Origin of the sequence: Aureimonas sp. AU4, from assembly GCF_001463765.1 — a bacterium.
In the GTDB taxonomy this organism is placed as follows: domain Bacteria; phylum Pseudomonadota; class Alphaproteobacteria; order Rhizobiales; family Rhizobiaceae; genus Aureimonas.
This window is the reverse complement of the sequence record NZ_BBWK01000014.1, coordinates 41,472-63,549: the sequence shown is the minus strand read 5'-3', so window position 1 is coordinate 63,549 and position 22,078 is coordinate 41,472. Positions and strand designations below refer to the sequence as shown.

General features: G+C 70.9%; 23 protein-coding genes. 19 read left to right on the top strand and 4 right to left on the bottom strand.

Annotation, left to right across the window (positions count from 1 at the left end; genetic code table 11):
- Positions 1-111: 111 nt before the first annotated feature.
- The 16 genes from AUL35_RS05380 (at position 112) to AUL35_RS05305 (ending at position 14,215) form a co-directional block, all read left to right on the top strand.
- Positions 112-498 carry a hypothetical protein gene (locus tag AUL35_RS05380; protein ID WP_062012796.1) on the top strand — a complete coding sequence of 129 codons (387 nt, stop codon included), beginning with the start codon at positions 112-114 and terminating at the stop codon, positions 496-498.
- Complete coding sequence (locus AUL35_RS05375; RefSeq protein ID WP_062012794.1) at positions 495-917, top strand: hypothetical protein; 423 nt, start codon at positions 495-497, stop codon at positions 915-917. Before AUL35_RS05380 ends, AUL35_RS05375 begins: the two co-directional genes overlap by 4 nt.
- A gap of 93 nt (positions 918-1,010) precedes the next feature.
- Positions 1,011-1,565: a tetratricopeptide repeat protein gene (locus AUL35_RS05370; protein ID WP_062012792.1), complete on the top strand. Its 555-nt coding sequence runs from the start codon at positions 1,011-1,013 to the stop codon at positions 1,563-1,565.
- Positions 1,566-1,598: 33 nt separating this feature from the next.
- Positions 1,599-2,780, top strand: a complete 1,182-nt coding sequence (gene sctE / locus AUL35_RS05365; protein ID WP_062012790.1) for a type III secretion system translocon subunit SctE — start codon at positions 1,599-1,601, stop codon at positions 2,778-2,780.
- A gap of 22 nt (positions 2,781-2,802) precedes the next feature.
- Positions 2,803-3,774: a type III secretion system translocon subunit SctB gene (gene sctB / locus AUL35_RS05360; RefSeq protein ID WP_062012788.1), complete on the top strand. Its 972-nt coding sequence runs from the start codon at positions 2,803-2,805 to the stop codon at positions 3,772-3,774.
- Complete coding sequence (locus AUL35_RS05355; protein WP_062012786.1) at positions 3,771-4,271, top strand: hypothetical protein; 501 nt, start codon at positions 3,771-3,773, stop codon at positions 4,269-4,271. Before sctB ends, AUL35_RS05355 begins: the two co-directional genes overlap by 4 nt.
- 162 nt (positions 4,272-4,433) lie before the next feature.
- Positions 4,434-4,919: a hypothetical protein gene (locus tag AUL35_RS22000; RefSeq protein ID WP_062012783.1), complete on the top strand. Its 486-nt coding sequence runs from the start codon at positions 4,434-4,436 to the stop codon at positions 4,917-4,919.
- Between the two features lie 16 nt (positions 4,920-4,935).
- The gene (locus AUL35_RS05345; RefSeq protein WP_062012781.1) at positions 4,936-5,490 is read left to right on the top strand and encodes a hypothetical protein; all 555 of its coding nucleotides are present in this window, start codon (positions 4,936-4,938) and stop codon (positions 5,488-5,490) included.
- Positions 5,491-6,386: 896 nt separating this feature from the next.
- Positions 6,387-6,743, top strand: a complete 357-nt coding sequence (locus AUL35_RS21995) for a hypothetical protein (RefSeq protein ID WP_156417845.1) — start codon at positions 6,387-6,389, stop codon at positions 6,741-6,743.
- Between the two features lie 95 nt (positions 6,744-6,838).
- Positions 6,839-7,876: a hypothetical protein gene (locus AUL35_RS05335; protein WP_062012776.1), complete on the top strand. Its 1,038-nt coding sequence runs from the start codon at positions 6,839-6,841 to the stop codon at positions 7,874-7,876.
- Positions 7,877-8,031: 155 nt separating this feature from the next.
- Positions 8,032-10,161: a type III secretion system export apparatus subunit SctV gene (sctV, locus tag AUL35_RS05330; RefSeq protein WP_062012774.1), complete on the top strand. Its 2,130-nt coding sequence runs from the start codon at positions 8,032-8,034 to the stop codon at positions 10,159-10,161.
- Positions 10,162-10,165: 4 nt separating this feature from the next.
- Positions 10,166-11,284 carry a MotA/TolQ/ExbB proton channel family protein gene (locus AUL35_RS05325; RefSeq protein ID WP_062012772.1) on the top strand — a complete coding sequence of 373 codons (1,119 nt, stop codon included), beginning with the start codon at positions 10,166-10,168 and terminating at the stop codon, positions 11,282-11,284.
- A complete protein-coding gene (locus AUL35_RS05320) occupies positions 11,277-11,783 on the top strand; it encodes a hypothetical protein (protein ID WP_062012770.1) in 507 nt (168 codons plus the stop codon). Before AUL35_RS05325 ends, AUL35_RS05320 begins: the two co-directional genes overlap by 8 nt.
- 6 nt (positions 11,784-11,789) lie before the next feature.
- Positions 11,790-12,545 carry a hypothetical protein gene (locus AUL35_RS05315; RefSeq protein ID WP_062012768.1) on the top strand — a complete coding sequence of 252 codons (756 nt, stop codon included), beginning with the start codon at positions 11,790-11,792 and terminating at the stop codon, positions 12,543-12,545.
- A 50-nt stretch (positions 12,546-12,595) separates the two neighbouring features.
- The gene (locus AUL35_RS05310) at positions 12,596-12,883 is read left to right on the top strand and encodes a hypothetical protein (protein ID WP_062012766.1); all 288 of its coding nucleotides are present in this window, start codon (positions 12,596-12,598) and stop codon (positions 12,881-12,883) included.
- A gap of 87 nt (positions 12,884-12,970) precedes the next feature.
- Complete coding sequence (locus AUL35_RS05305) at positions 12,971-14,215, top strand: FAD-dependent oxidoreductase (protein ID WP_062012765.1); 1,245 nt, start codon at positions 12,971-12,973, stop codon at positions 14,213-14,215.
- 3 nt (positions 14,216-14,218) lie between these two features.
- Here AUL35_RS05305 and AUL35_RS05300 read toward each other — a convergent pair whose 3' ends face one another.
- Positions 14,219-14,491 (bottom strand): DUF2312 domain-containing protein, encoded by a 273-nt coding sequence (locus AUL35_RS05300; protein ID WP_062012960.1) that lies wholly within the window; start codon positions 14,489-14,491, stop codon positions 14,219-14,221.
- A 149-nt stretch (positions 14,492-14,640) separates the two neighbouring features.
- Here AUL35_RS05300 and AUL35_RS05295 point away from each other — a divergent pair, with 149 nt between their 5' ends.
- Positions 14,641-15,777 carry a glycosyltransferase gene (locus AUL35_RS05295; RefSeq protein ID WP_062012764.1) on the top strand — a complete coding sequence of 379 codons (1,137 nt, stop codon included), beginning with the start codon at positions 14,641-14,643 and terminating at the stop codon, positions 15,775-15,777.
- A gap of 7 nt (positions 15,778-15,784) precedes the next feature.
- Here the strand turns inward: AUL35_RS05295 and AUL35_RS05290 are convergent, their stop codons facing one another.
- Together AUL35_RS05290 and AUL35_RS05285 are read right to left on the bottom strand one after the other, a co-directional pair.
- Positions 15,785-16,654 carry a glycosyltransferase family 2 protein gene (locus AUL35_RS05290; protein ID WP_062012763.1) on the bottom strand — a complete coding sequence of 290 codons (870 nt, stop codon included), beginning with the start codon at positions 16,652-16,654 and terminating at the stop codon, positions 15,785-15,787.
- A complete protein-coding gene (locus AUL35_RS05285) occupies positions 16,636-18,729 on the bottom strand; it encodes an HAD-IIB family hydrolase (RefSeq protein ID WP_062012762.1) in 2,094 nt (697 codons plus the stop codon). Before AUL35_RS05285 ends, AUL35_RS05290 begins: the two co-directional genes overlap by 19 nt.
- Positions 18,730-18,808: 79 nt before the next feature.
- Between AUL35_RS05285 and AUL35_RS05280 the strand changes: the two genes are divergently transcribed.
- Together AUL35_RS05280 and AUL35_RS05275 are read left to right on the top strand one after the other, a co-directional pair.
- Positions 18,809-19,858 carry a glycosyltransferase family 4 protein gene (locus AUL35_RS05280; protein WP_062012761.1) on the top strand — a complete coding sequence of 350 codons (1,050 nt, stop codon included), beginning with the start codon at positions 18,809-18,811 and terminating at the stop codon, positions 19,856-19,858.
- Positions 19,858-21,039 carry a glycosyltransferase family 4 protein gene (locus AUL35_RS05275; protein WP_062012958.1) on the top strand — a complete coding sequence of 394 codons (1,182 nt, stop codon included), beginning with the start codon at positions 19,858-19,860 and terminating at the stop codon, positions 21,037-21,039. Before AUL35_RS05280 ends, AUL35_RS05275 begins: the two co-directional genes overlap by 1 nt.
- Here AUL35_RS05275 and AUL35_RS05270 read toward each other — a convergent pair.
- Entirely contained in the window at positions 21,021-21,992 is a 972-nt protein-coding gene (locus AUL35_RS05270; RefSeq protein ID WP_062012760.1) for a hypothetical protein, read from the bottom strand. The genes AUL35_RS05275 and AUL35_RS05270 overlap by 19 nt on opposite strands.
- Positions 21,993-22,078: the final 86 nt, after the last annotated feature.

Genomic DNA, 22,078 nt, shown 5'->3' with positions numbered 1-22,078 from the left:
TCGGCGGACAGGCTCGCCGGCCTGCTCTCCAAGCGGTCCGCCGCGTCCCGCGACGGCCTCCCGTCGGACGTGCCTCGAGATCCTACAATCCCCGTGCCAGGAGTTCGGCCCATGCGCATCAAGCCGTTCGATGTCGGCGTCGAGTCGGTCACGCTGTGGCAGCACGAGGACGAGGTCCATCTGCCAGCGGATGGACGTGCCGCGCCCGCCTTCCTGCCCGAGGTCCAGGCTCTGGACGAGATCGTGAACCGGCCGCGTCTCGACGAGCGCCTTCCCGATCTCCTGATCCCCGCCAATCTCGATCCGGGTCTTCTGGAGCCCGCCGCGCTCAGCGACGTGCGTGCCGGGCTGCAGCTCTTCTTCGAGCGCGAAAGCCAGGCCGCCGACCTCCAGCCCGAGGACCGGGACCTGTTCGGCGCGGCGGGACGCCTCCTGGGCGACGACATGACCATGGATACCGAAGTTCGCGCCGCGCTCGCCATGCTCCTGCGCGGATGAGCGACCTGTCCCGCCCGTCCGAGCGGGGCGGGTCCTCCACGCGCCTGTCGCGGCGCCAGCGCGATTTCCTGCTTCTGACCGTCTACGTCCAGCTTCGTCACGGCTACCACGAGCGGGCGCTGGTGCTGGCGCAGGCGCTGCGGCGTCTGGGCGACGGAACGGCGGAGGTCATGCTGGCGCAGGCCGTGCTCCTGTTTCTGGAGCGACGCTGGGGCGAGGCGCTTGCCTCTCTCGACGAACTCGACCGCACCTTCCCTTCCGAGCGCTTCGGCAGCTACCGCCTGAACGAACGCCAGCGCATGCGCCGCTACCTGCGCTCCCGCTGCCTGTTCGAACTGGGCGAGCCGGCCCGCGCGCGCGACGCCCTGGAGGGATATCTGCGCCACGGCGAGAGCGGACCCGAGAAGGAGGAGGTCTGAAAGGCGGGGCTTGTCGCGTTCGGCACAAGGGCACGGGGCAAGAGCGGGTAGACCTGAACCTACCAGCCACCCAGCCAGAGCGAGCGCCAGCCCATGTCCATCCTCGACGGCCTGTTTCCCGGTCAGGACGATCCCAAGGACTTCGTCGCCCGCGCGAGCAACATGGTGGCCGACCTCATGGACGGCGTCGAGATGGACGAGCGCACGAAGGGCATCGCCGACCTCATGGGTCAGGGCCTGACGCTGCGCAACGCGCTCGGCCTTTCCACCGAACACATGACCGCGTTGCTGACGCAGGGGAGCCAGCTCCTGGCCGCCGGCCGCCACCAGCCCGCCCGCGACCTGGCGCTGCAGGTCATGCATCTCGACCCGCTGGAGGCGCGCGCCCCCTATCTGATGGGCGTTTCCTTTCAGACCGAGGGCGACATCGCCAAGGCCGCTCACTTCTACCTTCAGTTCCTGGCCCTCGATGCCACCAATCCCGATGGCTACCTGCGGCTGGGCGAATGCTGCATGGCGGCCGGCGAGGTCGACAACGCCCGTGATGCGCTGGGGGCGGCGCGAGCTTTCGCCCGGCAGGGCAAGGGTCGCGCCGAGGCGGCCGACCAGGCCGAACGCCTACTCGCCACGCTCGATGCCGCCGCCTGAACGATCGCTTTTTCCCTTTTCCCGGAGTTTCCCATGTCGCAGGTCAACGGTCCCAGCAGCGTCAACCAGATCACCAACGATGCTCTCAACCGCGTGTTGGGAAGCGAGGTCATCAAGCAGAGATCCGTCGGCGGCGGCACGACCGCCCAGAGCGGCCCGGCCCCGGCGCCCAGCCCCGCCAACGGCGCCACGATCTCCGACATTCGCGCCAGCATGGCCTCGCTCGGGCTCAACATGACGCAGGCCCAGGTCGACGTGCTCCTGGTCGAGGTCGCGATCTCCATGCGCGACACCGAGTCCAAGACCCAGGACGCCAAGATCAAGAACGACCAGGCCAGCGTGCGCTCGCGCATCGGCGAGCAGAGCCGTCAGATCGACGAGATGACCGCCAAAATCAAGGAAGCGAAGGAGGCCAAGGAGTCGGCCTCGATCGCGGACAAGATCAAGCTCGCCTTCGAATGGCTCGGCGCCGTGATCGCCGTGGTGGTGGCGGTGGTGGCGATCGCCACCAGCCCGCTGACCGGCGGCGCGCTGGCCGTGGTGGGCGCGCTGCTGATCGCCGCGGCGGTTGCCTCCTTCATCTCGGCGGCCGATTCCACGGTCACGGTCGCGACCGGCAACGGCATCGGCTTCTACTCGGCCAAATCCATGGGCCTTTCGGACGAGGAGGCGCGCAAGCACGAGCAGGCCTTCCAGGTGACCGTCGCCGTCGTCGGCGCCGTGTGCGGCCTTGCGGGCGGAGGCGTCGGTATCGTCAGCGGTGTGCGGTCCGTCGCCAGCGCCACGTTCCAGCTATCCCGCATGGCCGGCAACAGCATCATGACCGCGACGCGCGAGGCCATGAAGGAAGGTCTGAAGATCGCCTGGGCCCTGCTGCGCAACGGCGCCTTCGAGGAGGGCGTGAGCCAGTCCATGAAGTGGGCCTCGCGAGGCGCCAACATCGCCGAGGCGGCCAACACGATCGGCACCCAGGCCGCCGGCATCACCTCGACCGCCTACAAGGGCGTCGCCACGATGGCCAATGCCGACGCCAAGCGCGCCGAGGCCAACTCCAAGGAGGAGGAAGCGCTGATCACCATGCTGAACGACGCCATCGATCAGGCCTTCACACGCCTCATGGCCGCGGGCGACCGGTTCAACGCCGTTCTGGACGGCATCATGGAGGCGCGCAACGACCGCGCCCAGTTCACCGCCCGCGCGCATTTCGCCGGCTGATCCCCTTCTTCGAGGCGCTCCCATGAACACGACCATCGGCAACACCCCGAATCCGGCCTTCGTCAACTACAACACGACGACCGGCACCCAGCAGACGTCAGGCACCGGCACGACGACCGGCGCCGGCAACGCCGGCGCGGCGGGCGGGCAGCTCCCGGGCGTTCCGGCCTCCTACACCCCGCCGGCGCCTCCGCCGCCCCTGTCCGACGCCGAACTCTCGGCCCTAAGCGAGTCCCTTTCGGCGGCCGGCCTGTCGACGGGGCGCGGCAACTTCGACTACGACAGCGTCATCAGCACCCTTGCCAATCTGATGATCCAGCAGAGCAACGATCGCCGGTCGCAGGCCATGAACCAGCGCACGGCCGGCTACGAGCAGGCCAAGGCCCAGTCGATTCAGCAGGCCGCCGACATGAATCAGGCCGCCGACAAGATGGACAAGGGCGCGGTCCTGTCGATGACGATCGGCATCGTCACCGCCGGCATCGCCATGATCGGCAGCGGCATCTCGCTCTACAAGCAGGTCGGCAGCCTCAAGCAGAGCGCCGACGCCGCCAACAACATGTCGAAGGCGCAGCAGGAGCTGACGGCGGCGACGAAGAAGGCTGACACATTCACCGATGCCGGCAAGTTCGCGACCGACAAGGTCAAGACCGACGTCCTGAACGCCGAGATGAAGTTCAAGATCGCCTCGAACGAGGGCGCGCAGATCGACAAGATGCTGCAGCGCTACCAGTCGGCCGCCGATCTGACGTCCCGCGGCGGCGACATCGGCCGCCAGCTCGGCCAGGGGCTCGACACCAAGGAACAGGCGCAGGCCAAGCGCGAGGAGGCCGAGGGATCGGTCGCTGCCGCCGAGGCCACGTCCCATCAGCAGAAGGCCGAAATCGCCAAGGACGTCCAGCAGGCCATGGACGACATGATCAAGCAGGTCATCAACTTCGTGAAGGAGATGCAGGAGAACAAGGTCGAGATGATGCGCGCGATCACCCGGTGAGCGTAAGCTTCAACGCGCCGGCCGCGTCCGACCCAACCGGCTTCCGCCCGACCGCCGCGGCGCTTTTCGCGCGCCTCGGCCTCTCGCCACCGCGCTTCGACGCGACGGGGATCGTCCGTCTCCTGATCGACAACCAGGGGGTGAACCTGTCGGATGACGGGCGCGGCTACATGCTGGTCGAGACCGTGGCGGGGCGTGCGCCCGAGGATGGCGCGGCGCGGCGAAGCTGGCGGGCCGCCGTCCTGCGAGGGGCGCCGGGATGGTTTCTCCTGAACGAGGCCGGCGTGTTCGTGCGCCGGCAGGGACAGGCCGAAACGCTGGTCGTCCATGCGCGCTACCCGCTGCGCCGCGGCCGGCTCGAGCGTCTGGAGCGGCTGATCGAGGACGTGACGACCCAGGCCGACCATTACCGCTCGATGCTGGACGGATTGCCCGCTTCCGGCACGCGATCGGGAACGGTTGTGCCGGAAAGCGACGTCATGATCTTTCGGTTGTAGAAAAGACACCTGCCACCCGCTTGCCGAGGGTGCGGGACAGGAGCAGGATCGCCGGAAAGCGCGAGACCGCGGCCGTGGCACCAAGCCGGGCGCGGGACGAACATCGGGCCAGGCGGACCGGCTTCCGGCAATAACGACATGATCGGGATGAGGGGTTGGGCGATGACGAACGAGGAGCGCGCCGCATTGGAGGCGATCGCGCAAGGTGAACTGGGACGCCAGTTCGGTATCGAGGCCAGGCATCTCGACGTGGCCGCTTCGATGGCCGGCGACCTCGCCCGGCGCGGAGCCCATGACAGGGCTCTTCGCCTCTATGCAACGATCGTCCTGTGCGACCCGCAGCATCGGGCGGCGCAGGCCGGCTTGGCATCCGGCGCGCTGGAGGTCGGGGCGCCCTACATCGCCATTCAGGCAGCGGCGGTCCTGATCGCGGGCGCACCGGACGATCCCTTGGGCTATCTTCTGTCCGGCAAGGGCTGCCTCCTCGCGCAGGAATGGCCCGAGGCGCGCGAGGACCTGCAGAGGGCGTCGGACCTCGCAGGGGCGCGTGGCGACGGCAACTGCCAGCGGGAGGCCGATATGCTGCTGGCCGGCCTGTCGGCTCACGCGGCGCAGTCCACCGCCGCCCCGGCCGTCCAGTTCGGTTGATCGGGACATCCTGGTCGTGAACGCACCGCCCCGCACCGGTTTCGAGCAGCGCTTCGATCTGGAGCCGGGCGAGGGCGACCTCGTCCTCGGCCTCCTCGGCCCGCTTCTGGCGGATCTGGGGGAGTCGCGGGTCTCCCCGCTCCTTTCCGCCATTCGGGCCGACCGGCCGCTCTCCGAAGGGCTCGGGCTTCCGCCGGGAGCCGGCGAGGTTCTGTATGCGCGTGCAACGCAGTGGTTCGCGGTAGGGCGTCCGGAAAAGGCCGAACCCCTGTTTCGCATTCTTTGCATGCTGGACGGGGCGAGCGCCGACCATTGGGTCGGGCACGGGGTCTGCCTGCATCTGGCCGACCGCATAGAGCCGGCCCGTCTCGCCTTCGAAACGGCTTCGCGCCTGCGTCCCGGATGGGCGGTGCCGTTGTTCCACCTTGCCGCGCTGGCCGTGCGCGAACGACGCTGGGGCGACGCGGTGGCCGCTCTCGAACAGTTCGGCCTCCATGCCGATGCCGACACGCCCGAGACCATGAGGCGGGAGGCGCAGCGCCTGCGGACGATGGCGGATTCCGCGTCGTGATCGAGGCCCGCATCGACCGGGACGAGTTGCGCCAGCTCTTCGCCTTGATCGGCCGCAACATCGCGGGATCGAGCCCCGGTCCCGTGCCCGCGGGGACCGGAAGTCGCCGGGAAGCCAGCGTCGCTCCGGATCGGTCTTCCGACACGGCGTCGGCGTCGAGCGATGGACCGTCCGCAGACCGGCCGATCGCGGCCGATTTCGAGGCGGAGGCGCCGGGATCGCCTGTCCGGATCGCGACGGTCTTCACCCTGGCGGGCTTGCGCCCCCCGCGCATCCTCGCCATGGCCGAATCGGCTTCGGTGCCCGGGCTGGCGGCCGACGGGGATGACGCACTGCGGAAGATGGGGACAGCCCCGGGACGCATCGCCTTGTCCCGGTCGGACAACGACGGCTTCCTGCAAGGGGGTTCACCTGCCGCGACGCGACCAGCGCCCGGCATGGCCGCGCGCGCCGCGCCCGTCTTCGCGGCGCCCGCTCCCGACGGGCCTGCCTTCAACGGGCCCGCGGCGCGGCTCGCGCCCTCCGAGCCTTGGTCGAGCATGGAGGCTTTGGCCGGGCCACCTTCCGCCCCCTCTGCTCCCGGCGCCGAAGAAAGACGTCCCGCGCCGGCAGGCTTTGCCGGCAAGCTCCCCTTGCCGGACTCGGCCGCAGACAAGGGGTACGCCTCGGCGTGCGGCTCCTTGCGCGAAGAGCGCGCCCTCACCTCCTCCGTGCAGCAGGATAGCGCGGTCTGGCCGCAGGATCGGACGGCGCCCACAGAGGACGCGCGGCGGAGGCCGGATCTTCGAATCAGCTCCGTGGCGCCTGCCCTTTCGACACTCGACGGATTTCTCCTTCGGGCTGGCCTTGGCGAAGAAACGCCGGGCGGGAGTGAGGGTCAGGCGGAGCGCGCCGGCGTGCTGGCCTCGTTCGTCCTGAACGCCGCGATGATTCCGGGCTGGCCGCCACCCCGCCCCATCGAACCGGCGAGCTTTCTGCGGCAGGTTCCCGTTCCTCTTCCCGGGACGGCCTGGGCGGCGGACGAGATGGAGGCGGGACTTCTTCTCGCCAAGCTGCTGGGCGATCCCGCTCGGGTCGCCGCTCTCCTGGCGGCTCTTCGCACGCAGCGCCGCAGACGCAAGGTTCTGGCGCTTCTGGCGCTGCTCGCCACGCAGACACGCATGCTTCTGAACCTGTGGGCCGAGGAACTGGGCACCTGGATCTCGCGCGACGAAGCCCCGCCCCCCCGTCGCGACCGTCTGATCCTGCGCTGAGCGCGCCGAACGCGCACGGTCGCATACGGCACAGGACGCGGCCTCGCGATCCGCTATTCAGGTCCCAGCCACGCCTCATCCAGGATTGCCCCCCGATGTCCTTGATCCCGTCGGTTTCCTCAACCACACGCCCCTCTTGGGACCCGGCCATCGATGCCGCCGGCTCGGTGCCCTCCGCGACCACGGAAGGCGATGCCGCGCCGGCTGTTCCCGATGCGGTGCCGGCGGCGAGCGAGATCCTGTTTCGTCTCGGACTGGCGGGCCTGCGCCTTCCCTCGGGAACCGGCGACATCTCCGTGCTGCTCGCGCAGACGCTGTTCGGAACGGAGGAAACCCGCAGCGACGCCGAGCGGCAGCGCGTTGCGACCGCCGCCACCACCGCTCTCAGCCTGGACGGACGGTTCGACACGACCGGGCTGCAGAAGGACGTCGAGACCAAGCAGGGTGAGCGCAAGACGCTTGCTGCCGCACGCACGACGGCCGTGGCCGACGTCGCCGCGAAGCAGCAAACCGTCGAACGCCTCCAGGAGCAGATCGACACACAAAACGCGGTCGTGGCGGAGGCGAAGGCGGCCGTCGCCGCCGCCAAGACGCCCGAGGAGAAGTCGGCCGCCGAGGCCAGGCTTTCCGCCGAACAGGCGACGCTCGCCACGCTGAGCACGCGGAAAAGCGGCGCCGAGGACGCGTTGCAGGCGGCGCAGGGAAAGGTCGCAGACCTCGACAACCAGATCGCGGCGACGGACGTTGCCATCAAGTCCCTGAATGCGCAGATCACGACGTTGGCGAAGATGCAGCAGACCGTTGCGGCCAGCCTGGCCACGCGCCAAGCTTCCGAAACGCAGATCGACGGCTTGCGCTCGCGCGCGGTCGACCTCGACGTCGAAGACCTGTTCGCCGCCATACAGGACCTCGCGGCGCAATCCCTGCGCAACGCCAACCCGCTCCTGCGGGACGACGCCCTTCCGGAGGACGACGCGGCGACCCGCGAGCCCCCTCCTCGTCCCGTCGCGGTGGCGGCCGCGCTTCAGTTCGCGCTGACCGATCTCCTGCGCGAGCTCAACGGCTTCGATCCCCTGCTTCTGGCGCGTCCACCCGAGCAGACCGGGCTCGACCGGCTGCGGCTGCGCGTCTGAGCCTGTCGCGTTCGCCATGCTTCCGCGACAATCTGGGCGTTTGGATCGCGTCGCCGTGTCAACCTCTTGACAGAACGGGGTCCGCGCTCCAGCGAATGGGTCGCCGCGTCCGTCCTCAAGGGTCTGACCGCATGTCGGCAAGGGGTTGAACGGGTATGACACGCTTCCTTCAGATCCTGTCCAAGCGCAACGACCTGCTGCTCGCCTTCCTCCTCGTCTGCATCGTCTTCATGATGATCCTGCCGCTTCCGGTTGTGATCATCGACATCCTGATCGCGATCAACCTGTCGCTCTCGGCCATCCTCCTGATGGTCGCGATCTACCTCAAGGACGTCACGCAGCTCTCGGCCTTTCCCTCGATCCTCCTGATCACGACGCTCTTCCGCCTGGCTCTGGCGATCTCGACGACGCGCCTCATCCTGCTCCAGGCCAATGCCGGCCACATCGTCGAGACGTTCGGCAAGTTCGTGGTGGGCGGCAACCTGATCGTCGGCCTCGTGATCTTCCTGATCCTGACGATCGTGAACTTCATGGTGATCACCAAGGGCTCGGAGCGCGTGGCCGAGGTTTCGGCCCGCTTCTCGCTCGACGCCATGCCCGGCAAGCAGATGTCGATCGACTCGGACATGCGCGCCGGCCAGATCGAGATGGACGAGGCCAAGCGCCGCCGCAACAAGCTGGAGAAGGAGAGCCAGCTCTACGGCGCCATGGACGGCGCCATGAAGTTCGTGAAGGGCGACGCCATCGCGGGCCTCATCATCATCGCCGTCAACATGATCGGCGGCCTCGCCATCGGCACGATGCAGCGCGGCATGGCGGCGGGCGACGCGGTCCACCTCTACTCGCTCCTCACCATCGGCGACGGCCTGATCCAGCAGATCCCCGCCCTCTTCGTCTCGATCACCGCCGGCTTCATCGTCACGCGCGTCGCCTCGGAGGAAAACGACAACCTCGGCTCCGACATCGCGAGCCAGCTCGTCTCCGAGCCCAAGGCCCTGATGATCACCGCGGTCATCATGCTGATCTTCGCGGTGATCCCCGGCTTTCCCGCGCTGGTCTTCCTGGGGCTGGCGGTGGTGACCGGCGGCGGCGGCTTCCTGGCCATGCGCAAGTCGAAGGCCGCCGGCCAGACGCAGCGTTCGGGCGAGATGCCCGCGCTCGCCGCCGCCCTCGCGCCCCAGGGCAAAGCGCCATCGCTGCCCGACGACGACGACGGCCTGCCGGTCGAGCCGGTGAACTTCGCGCTCACCGTGCCGCTGATCGTCGACATCGCGGCCTCGGTGCGCAACTCGATCCGACCCGACAAGCTCGACCGCGAGGTCGCGCGCGTGCGCCGCGCCCTCTACTTCGACCTCGGCGTGCCCTTCCCCGGCATCAACCTGCGCCTCAACGAGAACCTCAAGGACGGCGAGTACCGCATCCTCGTCAACGAGATTCCGGTGGCGGCGGGCGCCTCGCGCCCCGGCTGGTTCATCGTGCGCGAGACCGAGACGAACCTGCGCATGTTCAACGTGCCCTTCGAGCGGGGCGAGGACTTCCTGCCCAACACGGCGAGCCTCTGGGTGCAGATGAAGCACCTGCCGCTCTTGGAGAAGGCGGGCATCCAGACGATGACCCTCTCCAACATGCTGACCTTCCATCTCGCGCACATCCTGAAGGCGCACGCCGCCGAGTTCGTCGGCGTTCAGGAAACCATGTTCCTGATGAACCAGATGCAGAAGAACTTCGGCGAGCTGGTGCGCGAGGCGACGCGCCTCCTGCCGGTCACCACGATCACCGACGTCCTGCAGCGCCTCGTCTCGGAGGAGATCTCGATCCGCGACATGCGCACGATCCTCGAGGCGCTGGTCACCTGGGGCCAGCGCGAGAAGGACCCGATCGTCCTGTCCGAGCACGTGCGCGGCGCGCTCTCGCGCTACATCACCCACAAGTTCTCCGGCGGCCAGAACGTCATCCCCGCCTTCCTCCTGTCCAAGGAGATCGAGGACGCGGTGCGCGGCGCCGTGCGCCAGACGAGCGGCGCCTCCTACCTCGCGCTCTCGCCCGACATTCACCGCGAGATGATCACCGCCATGAAGCAGGTGGTCGGCAATCCGGGCGGGCGCGCCATGTCGCCCGTGATCCTGACGCCGATGGATATCCGCCGCTTCATGCGCAAGATCGTGGAGCGCGACTTTCCGAGCCTTGCCGTCCTCAGCTACCAGGAGCTCTCGCCCTCCGCCAACATCCAGCCGCTGGAACGCATCAAGCTCGCCCATGGCGGCGCGCAGCTGACCGCGGCCTGACCCTGTGACGGCCACCGGGGGCGCCCTTCGCCGCCCCGCCAGCCTCGCGCTCGCCCCGATCCTGGCGGCCGCGCTTCTCGCGGCGCTCGCCGTCCAGGCGCTTCTGGCGTCCGGCGGCGCACCCGCCCCCATGCGCGCGCTCCTGCCCCTTCCCGGCCTCGTGGCGCTCGTCGGCGCCTTCACCGGGCGCGGCGCGCTCCTGCGCTGGGGCGCGCGGGGCGCGGGGCTCCTCGCCGCGCTCGTGCCCCTGGCCTTCCTGCCCGCCGAGCCCCTGCCGCAGCTTGCCGCGCGCCTGCCGGTCTGGCCGCAGATCCTCGTGCTTCTGCTCGCCGGCCGGGTCCTGTCGCTGAATGCCGAGGAGCGCTTCCGTTTCTTCTGGAACGCTCCCTTGCGCGAGGGCTCGACGCCGCGCACCCAGTCCACCGCGGCGGCGCTGTGTCTGGGCGCCGCGCTGACACTTCTCTTCTACAGCCTCGTCGGGCGGTGGGCGCCGGGCGCCGCGCTCGATCCCGTCGGCGTCACGCTGCGGGCCTTCGCCGGGCCGACCTATGTGCACGCGGCGATCATCGCGCTGTTCTTCGTGCTCCTGGCCGCACTTCTCGACGCAGCGCTCGCGCACCTCACCGACCGCACGCTCCTGTCCGTCGCGCGCCGGCGCCTGGCCACCGGCGGTCCGGCGCCGCGCCTGTCGCCGGCCGAGATCGCGGGCGTCGTGCGCACCCTGCCCGGCCGCCCGGCCGAAAGCCGCACCTCGGCCTATCTTCTGGAGGCCTGCGCCCTGCCCGGCGCGCGGGCCGAGCGCGAAACGCTGGAAGGCTTCCACACGGCCTCGCGACGCTTCCTGCGCGCGCTTCTGGCCTTTCTGCCGCTGCTCGGCTTCGTCGGCACGGTGATCGGCCTGGCCGTCGCGATCGGAAGCCTGGGAACGAACGGCCCCGACGCCACGGCCGTCGACATCGGTTCGAGCCTTGCCGGCCTGTCGATCCAGTTCGAGACGACGTTGCTGGGCCTTGCCACGGGTCTCGTCGCCTCGCTTCTCATGGCCATCCTGGAGCGCCGCGAGGCGGAGCTTCGCCAGGAGTGCCGACGTCTGGTCGAGGTCCTGGTGCGCGCCGATGGATGACGAGGAGGAGGCGGAGGGTGAGGAGGCGGCGATCCGCTCGGTGCCGCTCGCCGACCTCTTCCTGGCACTCGGCGCTTCCTTCCTGTTCGCCCTCTTTCTCGTCAGACCGGAGCTGCAGCTGGCAAGAGCCGCGCCGGCCGACCCGCTCGCCGCGCTCCTCGACGGGGCCGCCACCGTGGCGGGCGCCGAGCCGCTCGTGATCCTGGCCGGCGCCGACGGCGCGCGGCTCGCGCAGGACACGGGCGCACCGACGCCGCTCATGGCCCTTCGTCCCGGTGCGCCGCTGCTCGATGCGATCCGCGCAGCCGTGAGCGACGGGCGGGCGGCGCTTGTCGCGATCGAGCCGGGCGGCGAGGAGGCGGCGTTTCTCCTCGACCCGCTTCTGGCGGCAACGCTCGGCGGGCCGGTCCGCCAGCTGCGCCTCGACCGATCCTGTGGCTTCCAGCGCCCCGCGCCACGCCCCGGCGCGGACTGCCTCGCCGCGCTCGGCGGGGGCTGACGAACGATGCTGCGCTTCGAGTTCGCGGTGGTGGCGGACCTCACCGCCAACGTCCTGTCGGTCTGCCTCGTGGTCTTACTGACGCTCCTGCCGCTCACCACCGAGCCCCGCCGGCCGGCCGCGCCGCCCGACGCCGGGACGCTCCTGCGCATCACCACGCGGCAGCCGCTGACCGGGCCGGACATGGTGGGGCTTCTCTTCGAGCGCGGCGCACCCGACGCCCCGGCCTCGGTCGACCTCTTCGCCGACCGGATCGAACGGCGCGAGAAGGGCCTTCCACCCCGGCCCGTCACGCCTGCCGAGCTGGCCGGCGGCTCCGAGCCGCTGCGGCTCTTCGTGCTCGACCCCGCGCTCTATCCCGCCGTTCTCGACGCGCTGGGACACGGCGGGCGGATCGCCGCCGAGATGTCGGTGCCGGACGCCCTGCGCGACCCCGCGCGCCCGCGCCTCGACTGGTCCGCCGACTTCCGCCGGCTCGACGCCGCGCCGCTCGACCGCGCCGCCTTCGAACGGGAACTCGCCCGTATCCTCGATGCCGCGCCGCCGCGCCAAGGCCGGGGCGCCTCGGCGCCCGAGACGGGCGGCGCGGCGGCGGGGCTCCTGGAGCGGATCGGAAGCCGCCTCGACGCGGCGCTCGATCTCGGCCTTCACGTCGTCCTGCCGCTCGGCGCGCTCCTCTGGCTCCTCGTCGCTGAAATCCGCCGTCGCCGCCGAGCGCTCGCTGTGCCGTTCGGCATGGAAGCGGAGCGGCGGACAGGCTAAGGTCGCGACGATCGAGCCCTTGCGGGCGGCGGAGCTTAGGGAGACACGTCATGGCGGGAGCGATCGGGGGCAGCGTCGCGCAGCCCATCGTCTCGAACCGGATCGAGGAGCGCCTCGGCGATCCGCTGGAGCTCGGCCAGGCGACTCGCGCCCAGCGCTCCGACGAGACCAAGGCGGAAGGCCAGTCCGACAAGGACGTCGCGGACTTCGGCGACTACCTCAACCAGTCCGGCATCACGCTCCTGTCGCGGGCGCAGGAGACGAACCGCTTCGATCCGGTCGAGGAGATCGGGCGCGGAAGCGTCTACGGCATGCCGGCCGACAAGCAGCAGATCTAGAGGGAACGCGGGGCCCCGCCCGACGGTTTGCCGACCGTGCCTTCCGTGCGAGGACGGCACGATCGGCACCACAGGCAGACACGCTCCATGTCCTCTTCCCTTCCCGTTCTCGTGATCGGCGCCGGTGCCGGCGGCCTCGGCGCCGCGCGCACGCTGGCCGATGCCGGCGTGCCGGTGCTCGTGATCGAGGCGCGGAACCGCATCGGCGGGCGGGCGCATACGGTGCTCTCGCCCGGCGGCGATCCGATCGACCACGGCTGCGGCTGGCTCCATTCGGCGACCGAGAACCCGATGGTCGCCATCGCCGAGCGCGAGGGTTTCACGGTCGACCGCTTGACGCCGCCCTGGCAGCGGCGCTCCGCGACGCCGGGCTTCTCGGAAACGGACCAGGCGGCCTTCGGCGCGGCGATCGACCGCTTCGACGAGCGGCTCGTGGAAGCGCGCGGACAGGACGACCGCCCCGCCTCCGCCATGCTGGAGCCGGGCAACCGCTGGAACCCGCTGATCGATGCGGTCAGCACCTGGTACAGCGGCGCCGAGCTCGACCTCGTCTCGGCCGAGGATCTCGACCGCTACGACGACAACGGGCGGAACTGGCGCGTGCGCGAGGGATACGGCCGGCTGATCGAAACGCTGGGCCGGGGCCTCGATATCCGGCTCGGGGTCCGCGCCGAGGCGGTGCGTCACGACGGGCGGACGCTCACCGTCGAGACGAGCCGGGGCACGATCGAGGCCTCGGCCGTCGTGGTGGCGCTGCCGAGCGCGGTTCTGGCGACCGGCGCCCTTCGCTTCCACCCCGCCCTGCCGGACAAGATCGAGGCGGCCGACGCGCTGCCGCTCGGTCTGGCCGACAAGCTCACCTTCCGGCTGGACGACGCGGACGGCTTCGAGGCGGACCGAGCCGTGTTCGGGCGGACCGACACGCGGCGCACAGCCTCCTACACGTTCCGTCCCTCCGGCTTCGCGCAGGTCGAATGCTACTTCGGCGGCGCCTTGGCCTATGATCTCGAACGGGACGATGCGCGAGCCTTCGAGACCTTCGCCCTGGAGGAACTCTCGGCGCTCTACGGCGCGGATATCCGCCGGCGCCTCCATGCCCTGCCGATGACGCTCTGGGGCCGCGAGCCGGAGAGCCTCGGCTCCTATTCCTATGCGCGTCCCGGCATGGCCCGGATGCGCGAGCGGCTCGCCGAGCCGGTCGGCGAGCGCCTGTTCTTCGCCGGCGAGGCCGTGTCGCCGACGCACTACTCCACGGCCCACGGTGCCTATCTCACCGGCGTCGAGGCCGCGCGACGTATCGTCGCCGCGCGGCATGGCGAGATCGCGGCCTGAACCTCAGGCCGCCTTGAGGCCGTGTTCGGCCTCGCCGGCCTCGTCCATCGCGCGCATGTAGGTTTCGAGCAGCGTCTCGTGCTCGTCGCGCTCGTCCTGGTTCTGCTTGCGCAGCTTGATGATCTCGCGAAGGATCTTGACGTCGTAGCCCTCGCCCTTGGCCTCGGCGAAGACCTCCTTCTTGCCCTCGGTGAGCTCCGAGATCTCGATCTCGAGCTGTTCGATGCGCTCCACGAAGGACCGGATCCGCCCGCCCGCCATGCCGACCGTATCCATTTCCATAGCCGTCTCCTGAACTGCTGCTGTCTGGCGGGACCGGTTATCGAGCGGAACGGTCAATGCTCCGTTAAACTGCCCCCGACGCCCGCCGACCCGCTTCACCCCGTTCGAAGCGGGCGCGTGGGCCTTCAGGAGACTGCCGCCGCATGAAGAGACCGATCACGTTCTTCGTCCACCACCAGGGACGGGGACATGCCAACCGCACCATGGCGATCGCCGCCGAGTTCGCGCGCGACCGGCCGGTCAGCGTGCTGACCGCCGGGCCCCAGCTCTTCGACGGCTTCGAGCGCGACATCGAGATCGTGACGCTGCCCAACATGATCGGGGCCGGGGTCCCGACCGAGCGCCTCTATGCCGAGCCGACCCCGCAGGTCCTCCACTGCGTGCCGTTGGGCTTGCGCGAGATGCGCGCGACCATGCGCGCCATTCTCGATCATCTCGACGAACGCGACACGGGCCTCTTCGTGGTGGACGTTTCGGCCGAGATCGCGCTCCTGTCTCGCATCGCGAGCGTCCCGGCCGTCCAGATCCGCATGCACGGCGACCGATCTGACATCGGCCATGTCGGCTCCTACGAGGCGAGCGTCGGCATGCTCGCGCCCTTCGACGAGCGCATGGAGCAGGACGACTATCCCGCGCACCTGCGCGCCAAGACCTTCTATTCCGGGGGTCTGTGCACGACGCGCGAGCCGGTCGCGGAAAAGGCGGCGGCCCGCGCGAGGCTCGGCCTCGATCCGAGCAGCGAGATCGTCGTGGTGGTGACGGGCGGCGGGGGCTCCGGCACGCCTTACGCGCCGCTGACGGTGGCCGCGCGTGCCGCGCCCGACACGCTCTTCCTGACGCTCGGCCCCACCCACCGCGAGGGCCACGAGACCGATTTCTCGAACCTTCGCGAGCTCGGCTGGGTGAGCGGCGTCACCGACTATCTGGCGGCCGCCGACATCGTTCTGGCCTCGGCCGGCGACAACACGGTGCACGAGATCGCGCGCGTCGGGCGCCCGCTCGCGGTGATGCCGGAATGGCGCTACTTCGGTGAGCAGACGCGCAAGGCGGAAGCGCTGGTGCGACTCGGGGCGGCGGTCACGCGCCCCGCCTGGCCGGGGGATCTCGCCGGCTGGCAGTCGCTCCTCGCCGACGCGCGCCGCCTCGACACGGACGCCATCCGCCCGCTCTACGCCCCCGACGCCGCCGCGCGAGCGGCCGGATGGCTGGAGGGGCTGACCGACGAGCTCTGGGCGGGCGCGGCCTCGGACGCCAAGCCTGCCCTCGCCGCCGTCGGCTGAAACGGTATCAGCTGAAGAGCTGCTCGCCGCCCCGGCGCGAGGCCGTCACCTCGGCCTCGCTCGGGCGGCGCAGGACCTCGATCGCGCCCGCCTCCGGCGACCAGCGGACGAACGCGGCGTCGCGGAACTGGCCGAGCCAGTAGTCCATGCACCAGCGCCCGTGCTTGGCCCGGAAGCGCCGGGCGTTGGCGAGGATCGCGTCGAACTGGTGGAGCGGGGGCACGTGGACCGGGTGGTGCTGGTGGTAGGCCCGCGCGCCCGCCGTCCAGAACACGGGAACGCCGGCCTCGCCCAGCCGCGCGGCGAAGTCGGTCTCCTCCGCGCCGTAGCCCGTGAAGCGCTCGTCCATGCCGCCGAGCGCGAGGTAGCGCGCGCGCCGCAGCGCGAAGGACAGGCCCCAGAGTTCGCCGTGGTCGCGCTCCTCGCGAACGCCCTCGACCGGGATCGGCGGCTTGGCCGGGTGGACGCGGCCGAGGCCGTCGAGGCGCGCGTAGTCGATCGCCCCCTGCCCGACGGCTCCCGCCGGAAGGTAGAGGACCTCGCCCAGGAGAAGCGCGTCGCGTCCGTGCATCTCGGCCTCGTAGCGCTCGACCAGCGTTGCCGAGGGAATGCAGTCGACGTCGAGGAAGACCAGCGTCTCGCCCCTCGCGGCGTCGGCCGCTCGGTTGCGCGCGGCGGCGAGCGGCATCGGATCGCCGTCGACCCGCACGTGCCGCACCGGCACGGGCCCGAGATCCGGCAGGTCGCGCGCCGGCTCCTCGCCCATCCAGCAGACGACGACCTCGTCGGGCCGCCGCGTCTGCTGCGCGAGGCCCTTCAGAAGGTTGCGAAGATGCGCGTGCCGCCCGCGCAGCAGCGTCAGTACGGAGACGGCCACGAGACGAGCGCCTTGCCCGAGGGAAGCGCCTTGGCGCGGAAGTGGGCGACGCCCTCGATGATGCCGCGCGCGTGGGTGGCGCGTGCGACATAGGTGTGGCCGAGGCCCGGCAGTTCGGGCAGGCCGTCCGAGAAGTTGCCGACGATGATCGCCTGCGGGATGGCGCGCAGCATCTCGATGTCGTTGCCGGAATCGCCCGCCACGAACACCGCCTCCCGGCCGAGGCCGTAGAGACGGCGCACCCAGTTCACCGCCGTGCCCTTGGAGGCGCGCAGCGGCAGGATGTCGAGATAGCGCCCGTGGCTGTGGATCACCGAGCATCGCAGGCCCGCCCGCTCCAGCCGCGCGTGGACGCGCGCCGCCGTTTCTGGGTCGCCGTCCGAGAAGTAGGACAGCTTGTGGCGCCGCTGCTCCAGCGCCGCCTGGGGCCGTATGCCCGGCATGTCCTCCAGCGTCTCCGCGACGCGCTCGCGCTCCCAGCCGCGCGAGACCAGCGCTTCCCAGGAGCGGTCGGCGCCGTAGGTCGTGCCGTTCGGGCCGAGATGGTAGATCTCAGAGCCGACCGAGGTGATCATGACCTGCGGCCGGGGCGCCTCCTGCTGCTCCAGGATCGCCATGGCGGAGTGGAAGGAGCGGCCGGTCGCCACCCCGAAGGCCAGCCCCTCCTGCTCCTGGCGCCAGCCGTTGAAGGAGCGGATGCCGTCCTCGCAGCCGACCAGCGTGTTGTCGATGTCGCAGACGAGAAGCTGCGTGGGGCGCTCGGCCGGGGCCTGGGGCGCCTTCGGCGGGGCCTTGAGCGAGCGCAGGAGCTCGCCGTAGCGCCGGGCATGGCGCGTCCAGTCGTAGGCCGCGACGGCCCTTGCGCCCGCCGCCGCATACCGGTCCCAGAGCGCGGGATCGCGCAGGATGGCAAGGCAAGCCTTGGCGATCGCAGCCGGGTCGCGCGGGTCCACCAGCTCGCCGTTGCGGCACATCTCGATGATGTCGTTCGGCCCGCCGCTGTCGGTGGCGACCAGCGGCAGCCCGGCGGCGGACGCCTCCAGGAGCGTCAGGCCGAAGGGCTCGTTCAGGGCGGGATTGACGAAGAGGCCGCGACGCTGGCGCGCATAGGCGTAGATCGCCGCCACCTCCTCGGGCCGGTGGGTCTTGGGGTAGGCGACGTGGCCGTAGAGGTCGTAGCGGTCGACGAGGCGCAGCATCTCCTCGACCTGGCCCCGCATCTCGGCGTCGAGCGTCTCCAGCCCGGCGCGGTTGCCGGCCATGACAACGAGGTTGGCGCGCGCGCGCAGCTCGGCCGACTCGCCGAAGGCCCGCACCAGCGCCGGCAGGTTCTTCTTGGCGACCGGACGGGCGAGCGCGAGGATCACCGGCTTGGCGGGGTCGATCAGGAAACGGCCGATCTCCTGCTCCAGCCGGCGCGAGCCGAGGGCGCCGTCGAAGCCGTCGAGATCGCTGCCCGGAGGGATGACGCGGATGCGGCCGGGATCGTAGCTTCCGTAGTCCGCGTACTGCACCTCGGCCTCGTCGCGCGAGGAGGCCACGACCAGGCTGGCGCGCCCGAGCGCCGCCTCCTCGATCGCGATGCGCCGGTCGAGCGCATCGTCCCCGCCGCCCATCACCGCGCGCTTCACGCGGCCGAGCGAGTGGGCCGTGAAGACGAAGGGAATGCCGAGCCGCTCCTCCACGGTCGCCGCCACCGTGCCGGCGTCGGCATAGTGCGCGTGGATCATGTCGGGGCGTTCGTCCTGTCCCTCGATCCAGCGCACGAGGGCGTCCGCGAAGCGCGGCGTCTCGCGCCAGAGCTCCTCCTTGGGGAGGTAGGCGGGATCGTCGGTGCGAAGGCGCAAGATCGACACGGCGTCCGAGACGCGCTCCTCGCCCGCCTCGTATCCGGGACCGGGCGCCCCCTCGAAGGCGCGCGTCGCCATGACGATGCGCCGCGCCTCCCCGCTCAAGACGCACGCGTTGACGAGATCGAGCAGATACCGGATATGCCCCCCGGTATCGGCGGTGATCCCGTAGTCCACCGTTCCGGCGCGCAGGCACCCCTGCAAGGCGATGTGAAGCACATACATCAGCGCCCGTTTCCCTCGAACTTCCGCTCCGCCGGGCTCGGGCCCCTTGGAGAAACCATCAAACGTTCAGGGCCATCGAATGCTTCGGATCGCTCAAGTCGCGCCTAACATTTTTCCGGTCCCGCCCCTCGATCACGGCGGCACGGAAAGAATCGTCGAAGATCTTTCGGTCGCGCTGCGAGACTTGGGCGTAGAGGTAACGCTGTTCGCCCCCTCGGACAGTGCGACAGAATTGAACCCTGTGGGTAACCTGCCCAGTCTCCACGCCCTGGAGACTCGGTACGGCTCGGTTCCACCTTCGATTCCGGCGGTTCTCGAAGCGGCGCAGATGGAAGGACTTCGCAGGCGCCTGAGCGAGTTCGACATCGTCCACTGCCACGGCGAGTTCATGCACGCCGTGATGCTGGGCGAGCGCCGGCCCCAAAGCCTGACGACGATCCACTGGCGCGTCGACGAGCTCGACCGCGAGCTCTTCTTCGCCGCCTTCCCGGACCTGCCGGTGGCCGCCATCTCCCGCTCCCAGGAGAGCGGCATCCCGCTTCCCAACCGGGCGGGCGTCGTCCACCACGGCATCGCCGAAGGCCGCTACGCGCTCGGGGCGGGCGACGGGGGCTATCTCGCCTTCGTCGGCCGCATGACCGACCAGAAGCGCCCCGACACCGCGATCCGCGTGGCCGCCGCCGCCGGCCGGCCGATCCGGCTCGCCGGCACGGTGGACGTCGGCAATCCCCGCTACTTCGACACCTACGTGCGGCCGCACCTGTCGGACGAGGCGGTCTATGTCGGCCCGCTCGGCGACCGGGGAAAGGGCGACCTTCTCTCGGGCGCCGAGGCGCTACTCTTCCCGGTGGACTGGCCCGAGCCCTTCGGCCTCGTCATGATCGAGGCCATGGCCTGCGGCACGCCGGTGATCGCCTGGAACAGGGGCTCGGTGCCCGAGGTCGTGGAGGACGGGGTGACGGGCTTCGTGGTGAACTGCGAGGAGGAGGCCGTCGAGGCGATCGCCAAGGCCCGCAGGCTCGACCGCGGGGCCATCCGCCATCGCTTCGAGGCGCGCTTCACCGCGCGCCGCATGGCCGAGGATTACCTCGCCATCTATCGCCGGCTCGCGAAGCAGGTGGATCGATGATGCGCACGGCCCTGATCGCCTGGGACTATCCGCCCTCGCCGAGCGGCCTGTCGACCGCCGCGCGCGAGATCGCCGAGAGTCTGGCGGAAGCGGGAGCCGAGGTCACGGTCTTCACCGCCGACCGCGCGGGCGAGACGCGGGAGGGATCGATCCGCATCCACGGCTGCCGGGTGGAGCCGTCGAGCGGCCTCGGAGCCCTGCGCCGCTGGGCGGGCGCGGGGCACCTCGCCGCCCCGCTCGCGATCCGCCGCGCGGTTCTGACCGAGCACCGGCGCCGGCCCTTCGCGGTCGTCGAGGCGACGAACTGGTACGCGCCCGCCGTGCTGCTCGCCCGCCATGTGCCCCTGGTGACGCGCAACTCGACGCCCGCCGCCTATTCGCGTGCGCCCGGCGGCGGCTTGCGCGACCGGCTCGACGGGCGCTTCGCCGACCGGCTGGAGCGCACGCAGGCGCGCCGCTCGATCGGCCTCATCTCCAACACCGCCGACCACGCCCGCCGCATCGCCGCCGAATACGGCCTCGACCCCGCCGTTCCCCACGCCGTGGTCGGCCTCAGCCTGCCGCCTGCCACGCTCCGGCGCGGTCGCGAGGCCCGTTATCCCGACGGCGAGGCGCCGGTGCGCGCCTTGTTCGTCGGCCGGGCCGAGCACCGCAAGGGCTTCGACATGATCCTTGGCGCGGTCGCCATGCTCGACGCCGAGGCGCGCACCGGCGTGCTGCCCGCGTTCCGCATCGACCTGGCCGGGGTCCCGCCCGAAGACCTGCCGGGCGACCTCGCCCCGGCCGTTCGCGAACGGCTCGATCCGCACGGCCGCGTGCCGGAGGACCGACTCGCCGCGCTCTACGAGGGCGCCCATCTCGTGCTCGCCCCCTCGCGCTACGAGAGCTTCGGCCTCGTCTACCAGGAGGCGATCGCCTTCGGCCGTCCCACGGTCGCCTGCGCGGTGGACGCGAGCGGATCGCTCTTCGTGGGCGACACGGGCGCGGGGCCGCTGGCGCGCACCGACACGGCTGAAGCGCTGGCCGACGCGATGCGCCCGCTCCTCGCCGATCCCGGCGAGCGGCGCCGCGTGCGCGAGAACGCGCTCCGCGCCGCCGGCCGCTTCACGCGCGAGACGCTGGGGGCCGAGACGCTCGCGCTCTACGAAGCCGCGCTCGCGCGTCAGGGCCGGAAGGGCTGAAGCAGCGCCCGGCGCTCGAAAAGGCGGCCCTCGCCGGGCGCGATCCTCTCGTAGCGCTCCGAACGCCCTTCCACATGGGCGCGGGTCAGCTGGTGGCGGATCGCGCCGGTGAGCGCGATCGCCGTCCATGCCCAGCCGTCCACCGCCGGCCGCTCGTGGACGCGGCCGCGGAAGCGCACCTCGCGCCGGTTCAGGCGATACTGGACGTCCGGCCACAGGTCGGCGCGCTCGCCCTCCACGAAGTTCTTGCGCGGCAGGCCGACCGAGACGACCCCCTCGCCCGCCGCCTCCGGCAGGGCGCGCAGGAGGCGCCGCACGCCGCGCCCGACCGTCTCGTCGGCGTCGAGCTGGAGCACGAAGGGGTGGCGCGCCATGGCCTGGGCGGCGTTGCGCTGGGCGCTGAAGTCGTCGCCGAGCCGGCGGTAGCGCAGACGGAGGATCCCCCGGTCGCGTGCCTCCCCCTCGCCGTCCACGAGGACCAGCACGTCGTCGGTCCAGTCGCCATGGGCAGGCACCCCGGCCAGGACGGCGTGGAGTTCCTCCTCCCGGCACAGGATCGCAAGGCTCGCCTGCGGAGCGGCCGCCTGCGGATAGTCGGCGAGCCGGGCGTCGGCCGCCACCTCGCCGTGCGGGTGGAGGAGGGCCTGCCGCCCCGCCTCGTCCAGCGGCTGAACGAGCCTTGCGCGCCGCGAGGCCGCGATCCGCAGCGTATAGGGCGAGAAGGCGAAGGGGTCGTCGGTGCGGCTTTCGTAACGCTCACCGGCCAGACGCGCGGCCAGCTCCGGCTCGAAGGCGCTCGCGCTCGCGCCCGCCGCGCGCAGCGCCCCGCAGGACCGGCACTCCGCCTCGAAGCCGCGCCACAGGCCGGCGGGATAGCGCAGGCGGCGCTCCGTCGCCCCCCACCAGCGCGCGCCGCAGACCGGACACCGCTCGCCGCCTAAGCTTTCCGCCATCCCGTGCCGTCCTTCCCTCCGGTCGCCACAGGGCCACCTTGTGCTACAGCGCTGGTGACAGGCGCAGCCTCCAGACGCAACCAGAG

Excerpts from the sequence above, each read along its gene's own strand:
- AUL35_RS05380 (WP_062012796.1), top strand. The coding sequence starts at position 112 with ATGCGCATCAAGCCGTTCGATGTCGGCGTCGAGTCGGTCACGCTGTGG.
- AUL35_RS05375 (WP_062012794.1), top strand. The coding sequence starts at position 495 with ATGAGCGACCTGTCCCGCCCGTCCGAGCGGGGCGGGTCCTCCACGCGC.
- AUL35_RS05370 (WP_062012792.1), top strand. The coding sequence starts at position 1,011 with ATGTCCATCCTCGACGGCCTGTTTCCCGGTCAGGACGATCCCAAGGAC.
- sctE (WP_062012790.1), top strand. The coding sequence starts at position 1,599 with ATGTCGCAGGTCAACGGTCCCAGCAGCGTCAACCAGATCACCAACGAT.
- sctB (WP_062012788.1), top strand. The coding sequence starts at position 2,803 with ATGAACACGACCATCGGCAACACCCCGAATCCGGCCTTCGTCAACTAC.
- AUL35_RS22000 (WP_062012783.1), top strand. The coding sequence starts at position 4,434 with ATGACGAACGAGGAGCGCGCCGCATTGGAGGCGATCGCGCAAGGTGAA.
- AUL35_RS05335 (WP_062012776.1), top strand. The coding sequence starts at position 6,839 with ATGTCCTTGATCCCGTCGGTTTCCTCAACCACACGCCCCTCTTGGGAC.
- sctV (WP_062012774.1), top strand. The coding sequence starts at position 8,032 with ATGACACGCTTCCTTCAGATCCTGTCCAAGCGCAACGACCTGCTGCTC.
- AUL35_RS05320 (WP_062012770.1), top strand. The coding sequence starts at position 11,277 with ATGGATGACGAGGAGGAGGCGGAGGGTGAGGAGGCGGCGATCCGCTCG.
- AUL35_RS05315 (WP_062012768.1), top strand. The coding sequence starts at position 11,790 with ATGCTGCGCTTCGAGTTCGCGGTGGTGGCGGACCTCACCGCCAACGTC.
- AUL35_RS05310 (WP_062012766.1), top strand. The coding sequence starts at position 12,596 with ATGGCGGGAGCGATCGGGGGCAGCGTCGCGCAGCCCATCGTCTCGAAC.
- AUL35_RS05305 (WP_062012765.1), top strand. The coding sequence starts at position 12,971 with ATGTCCTCTTCCCTTCCCGTTCTCGTGATCGGCGCCGGTGCCGGCGGC.
- AUL35_RS05300 (WP_062012960.1), bottom strand. The coding sequence starts at position 14,491 with ATGGATACGGTCGGCATGGCGGGCGGGCGGATCCGGTCCTTCGTGGAG.
- AUL35_RS05295 (WP_062012764.1), top strand. The coding sequence starts at position 14,641 with ATGAAGAGACCGATCACGTTCTTCGTCCACCACCAGGGACGGGGACAT.
- AUL35_RS05285 (WP_062012762.1), bottom strand. The coding sequence starts at position 18,729 with ATGTATGTGCTTCACATCGCCTTGCAGGGGTGCCTGCGCGCCGGAACG.
- AUL35_RS05280 (WP_062012761.1), top strand. The coding sequence starts at position 18,809 with ATGCTTCGGATCGCTCAAGTCGCGCCTAACATTTTTCCGGTCCCGCCC.
- AUL35_RS05275 (WP_062012958.1), top strand. The coding sequence starts at position 19,858 with ATGCGCACGGCCCTGATCGCCTGGGACTATCCGCCCTCGCCGAGCGGC.
- AUL35_RS05270 (WP_062012760.1), bottom strand. The coding sequence starts at position 21,992 with ATGGCGGAAAGCTTAGGCGGCGAGCGGTGTCCGGTCTGCGGCGCGCGC.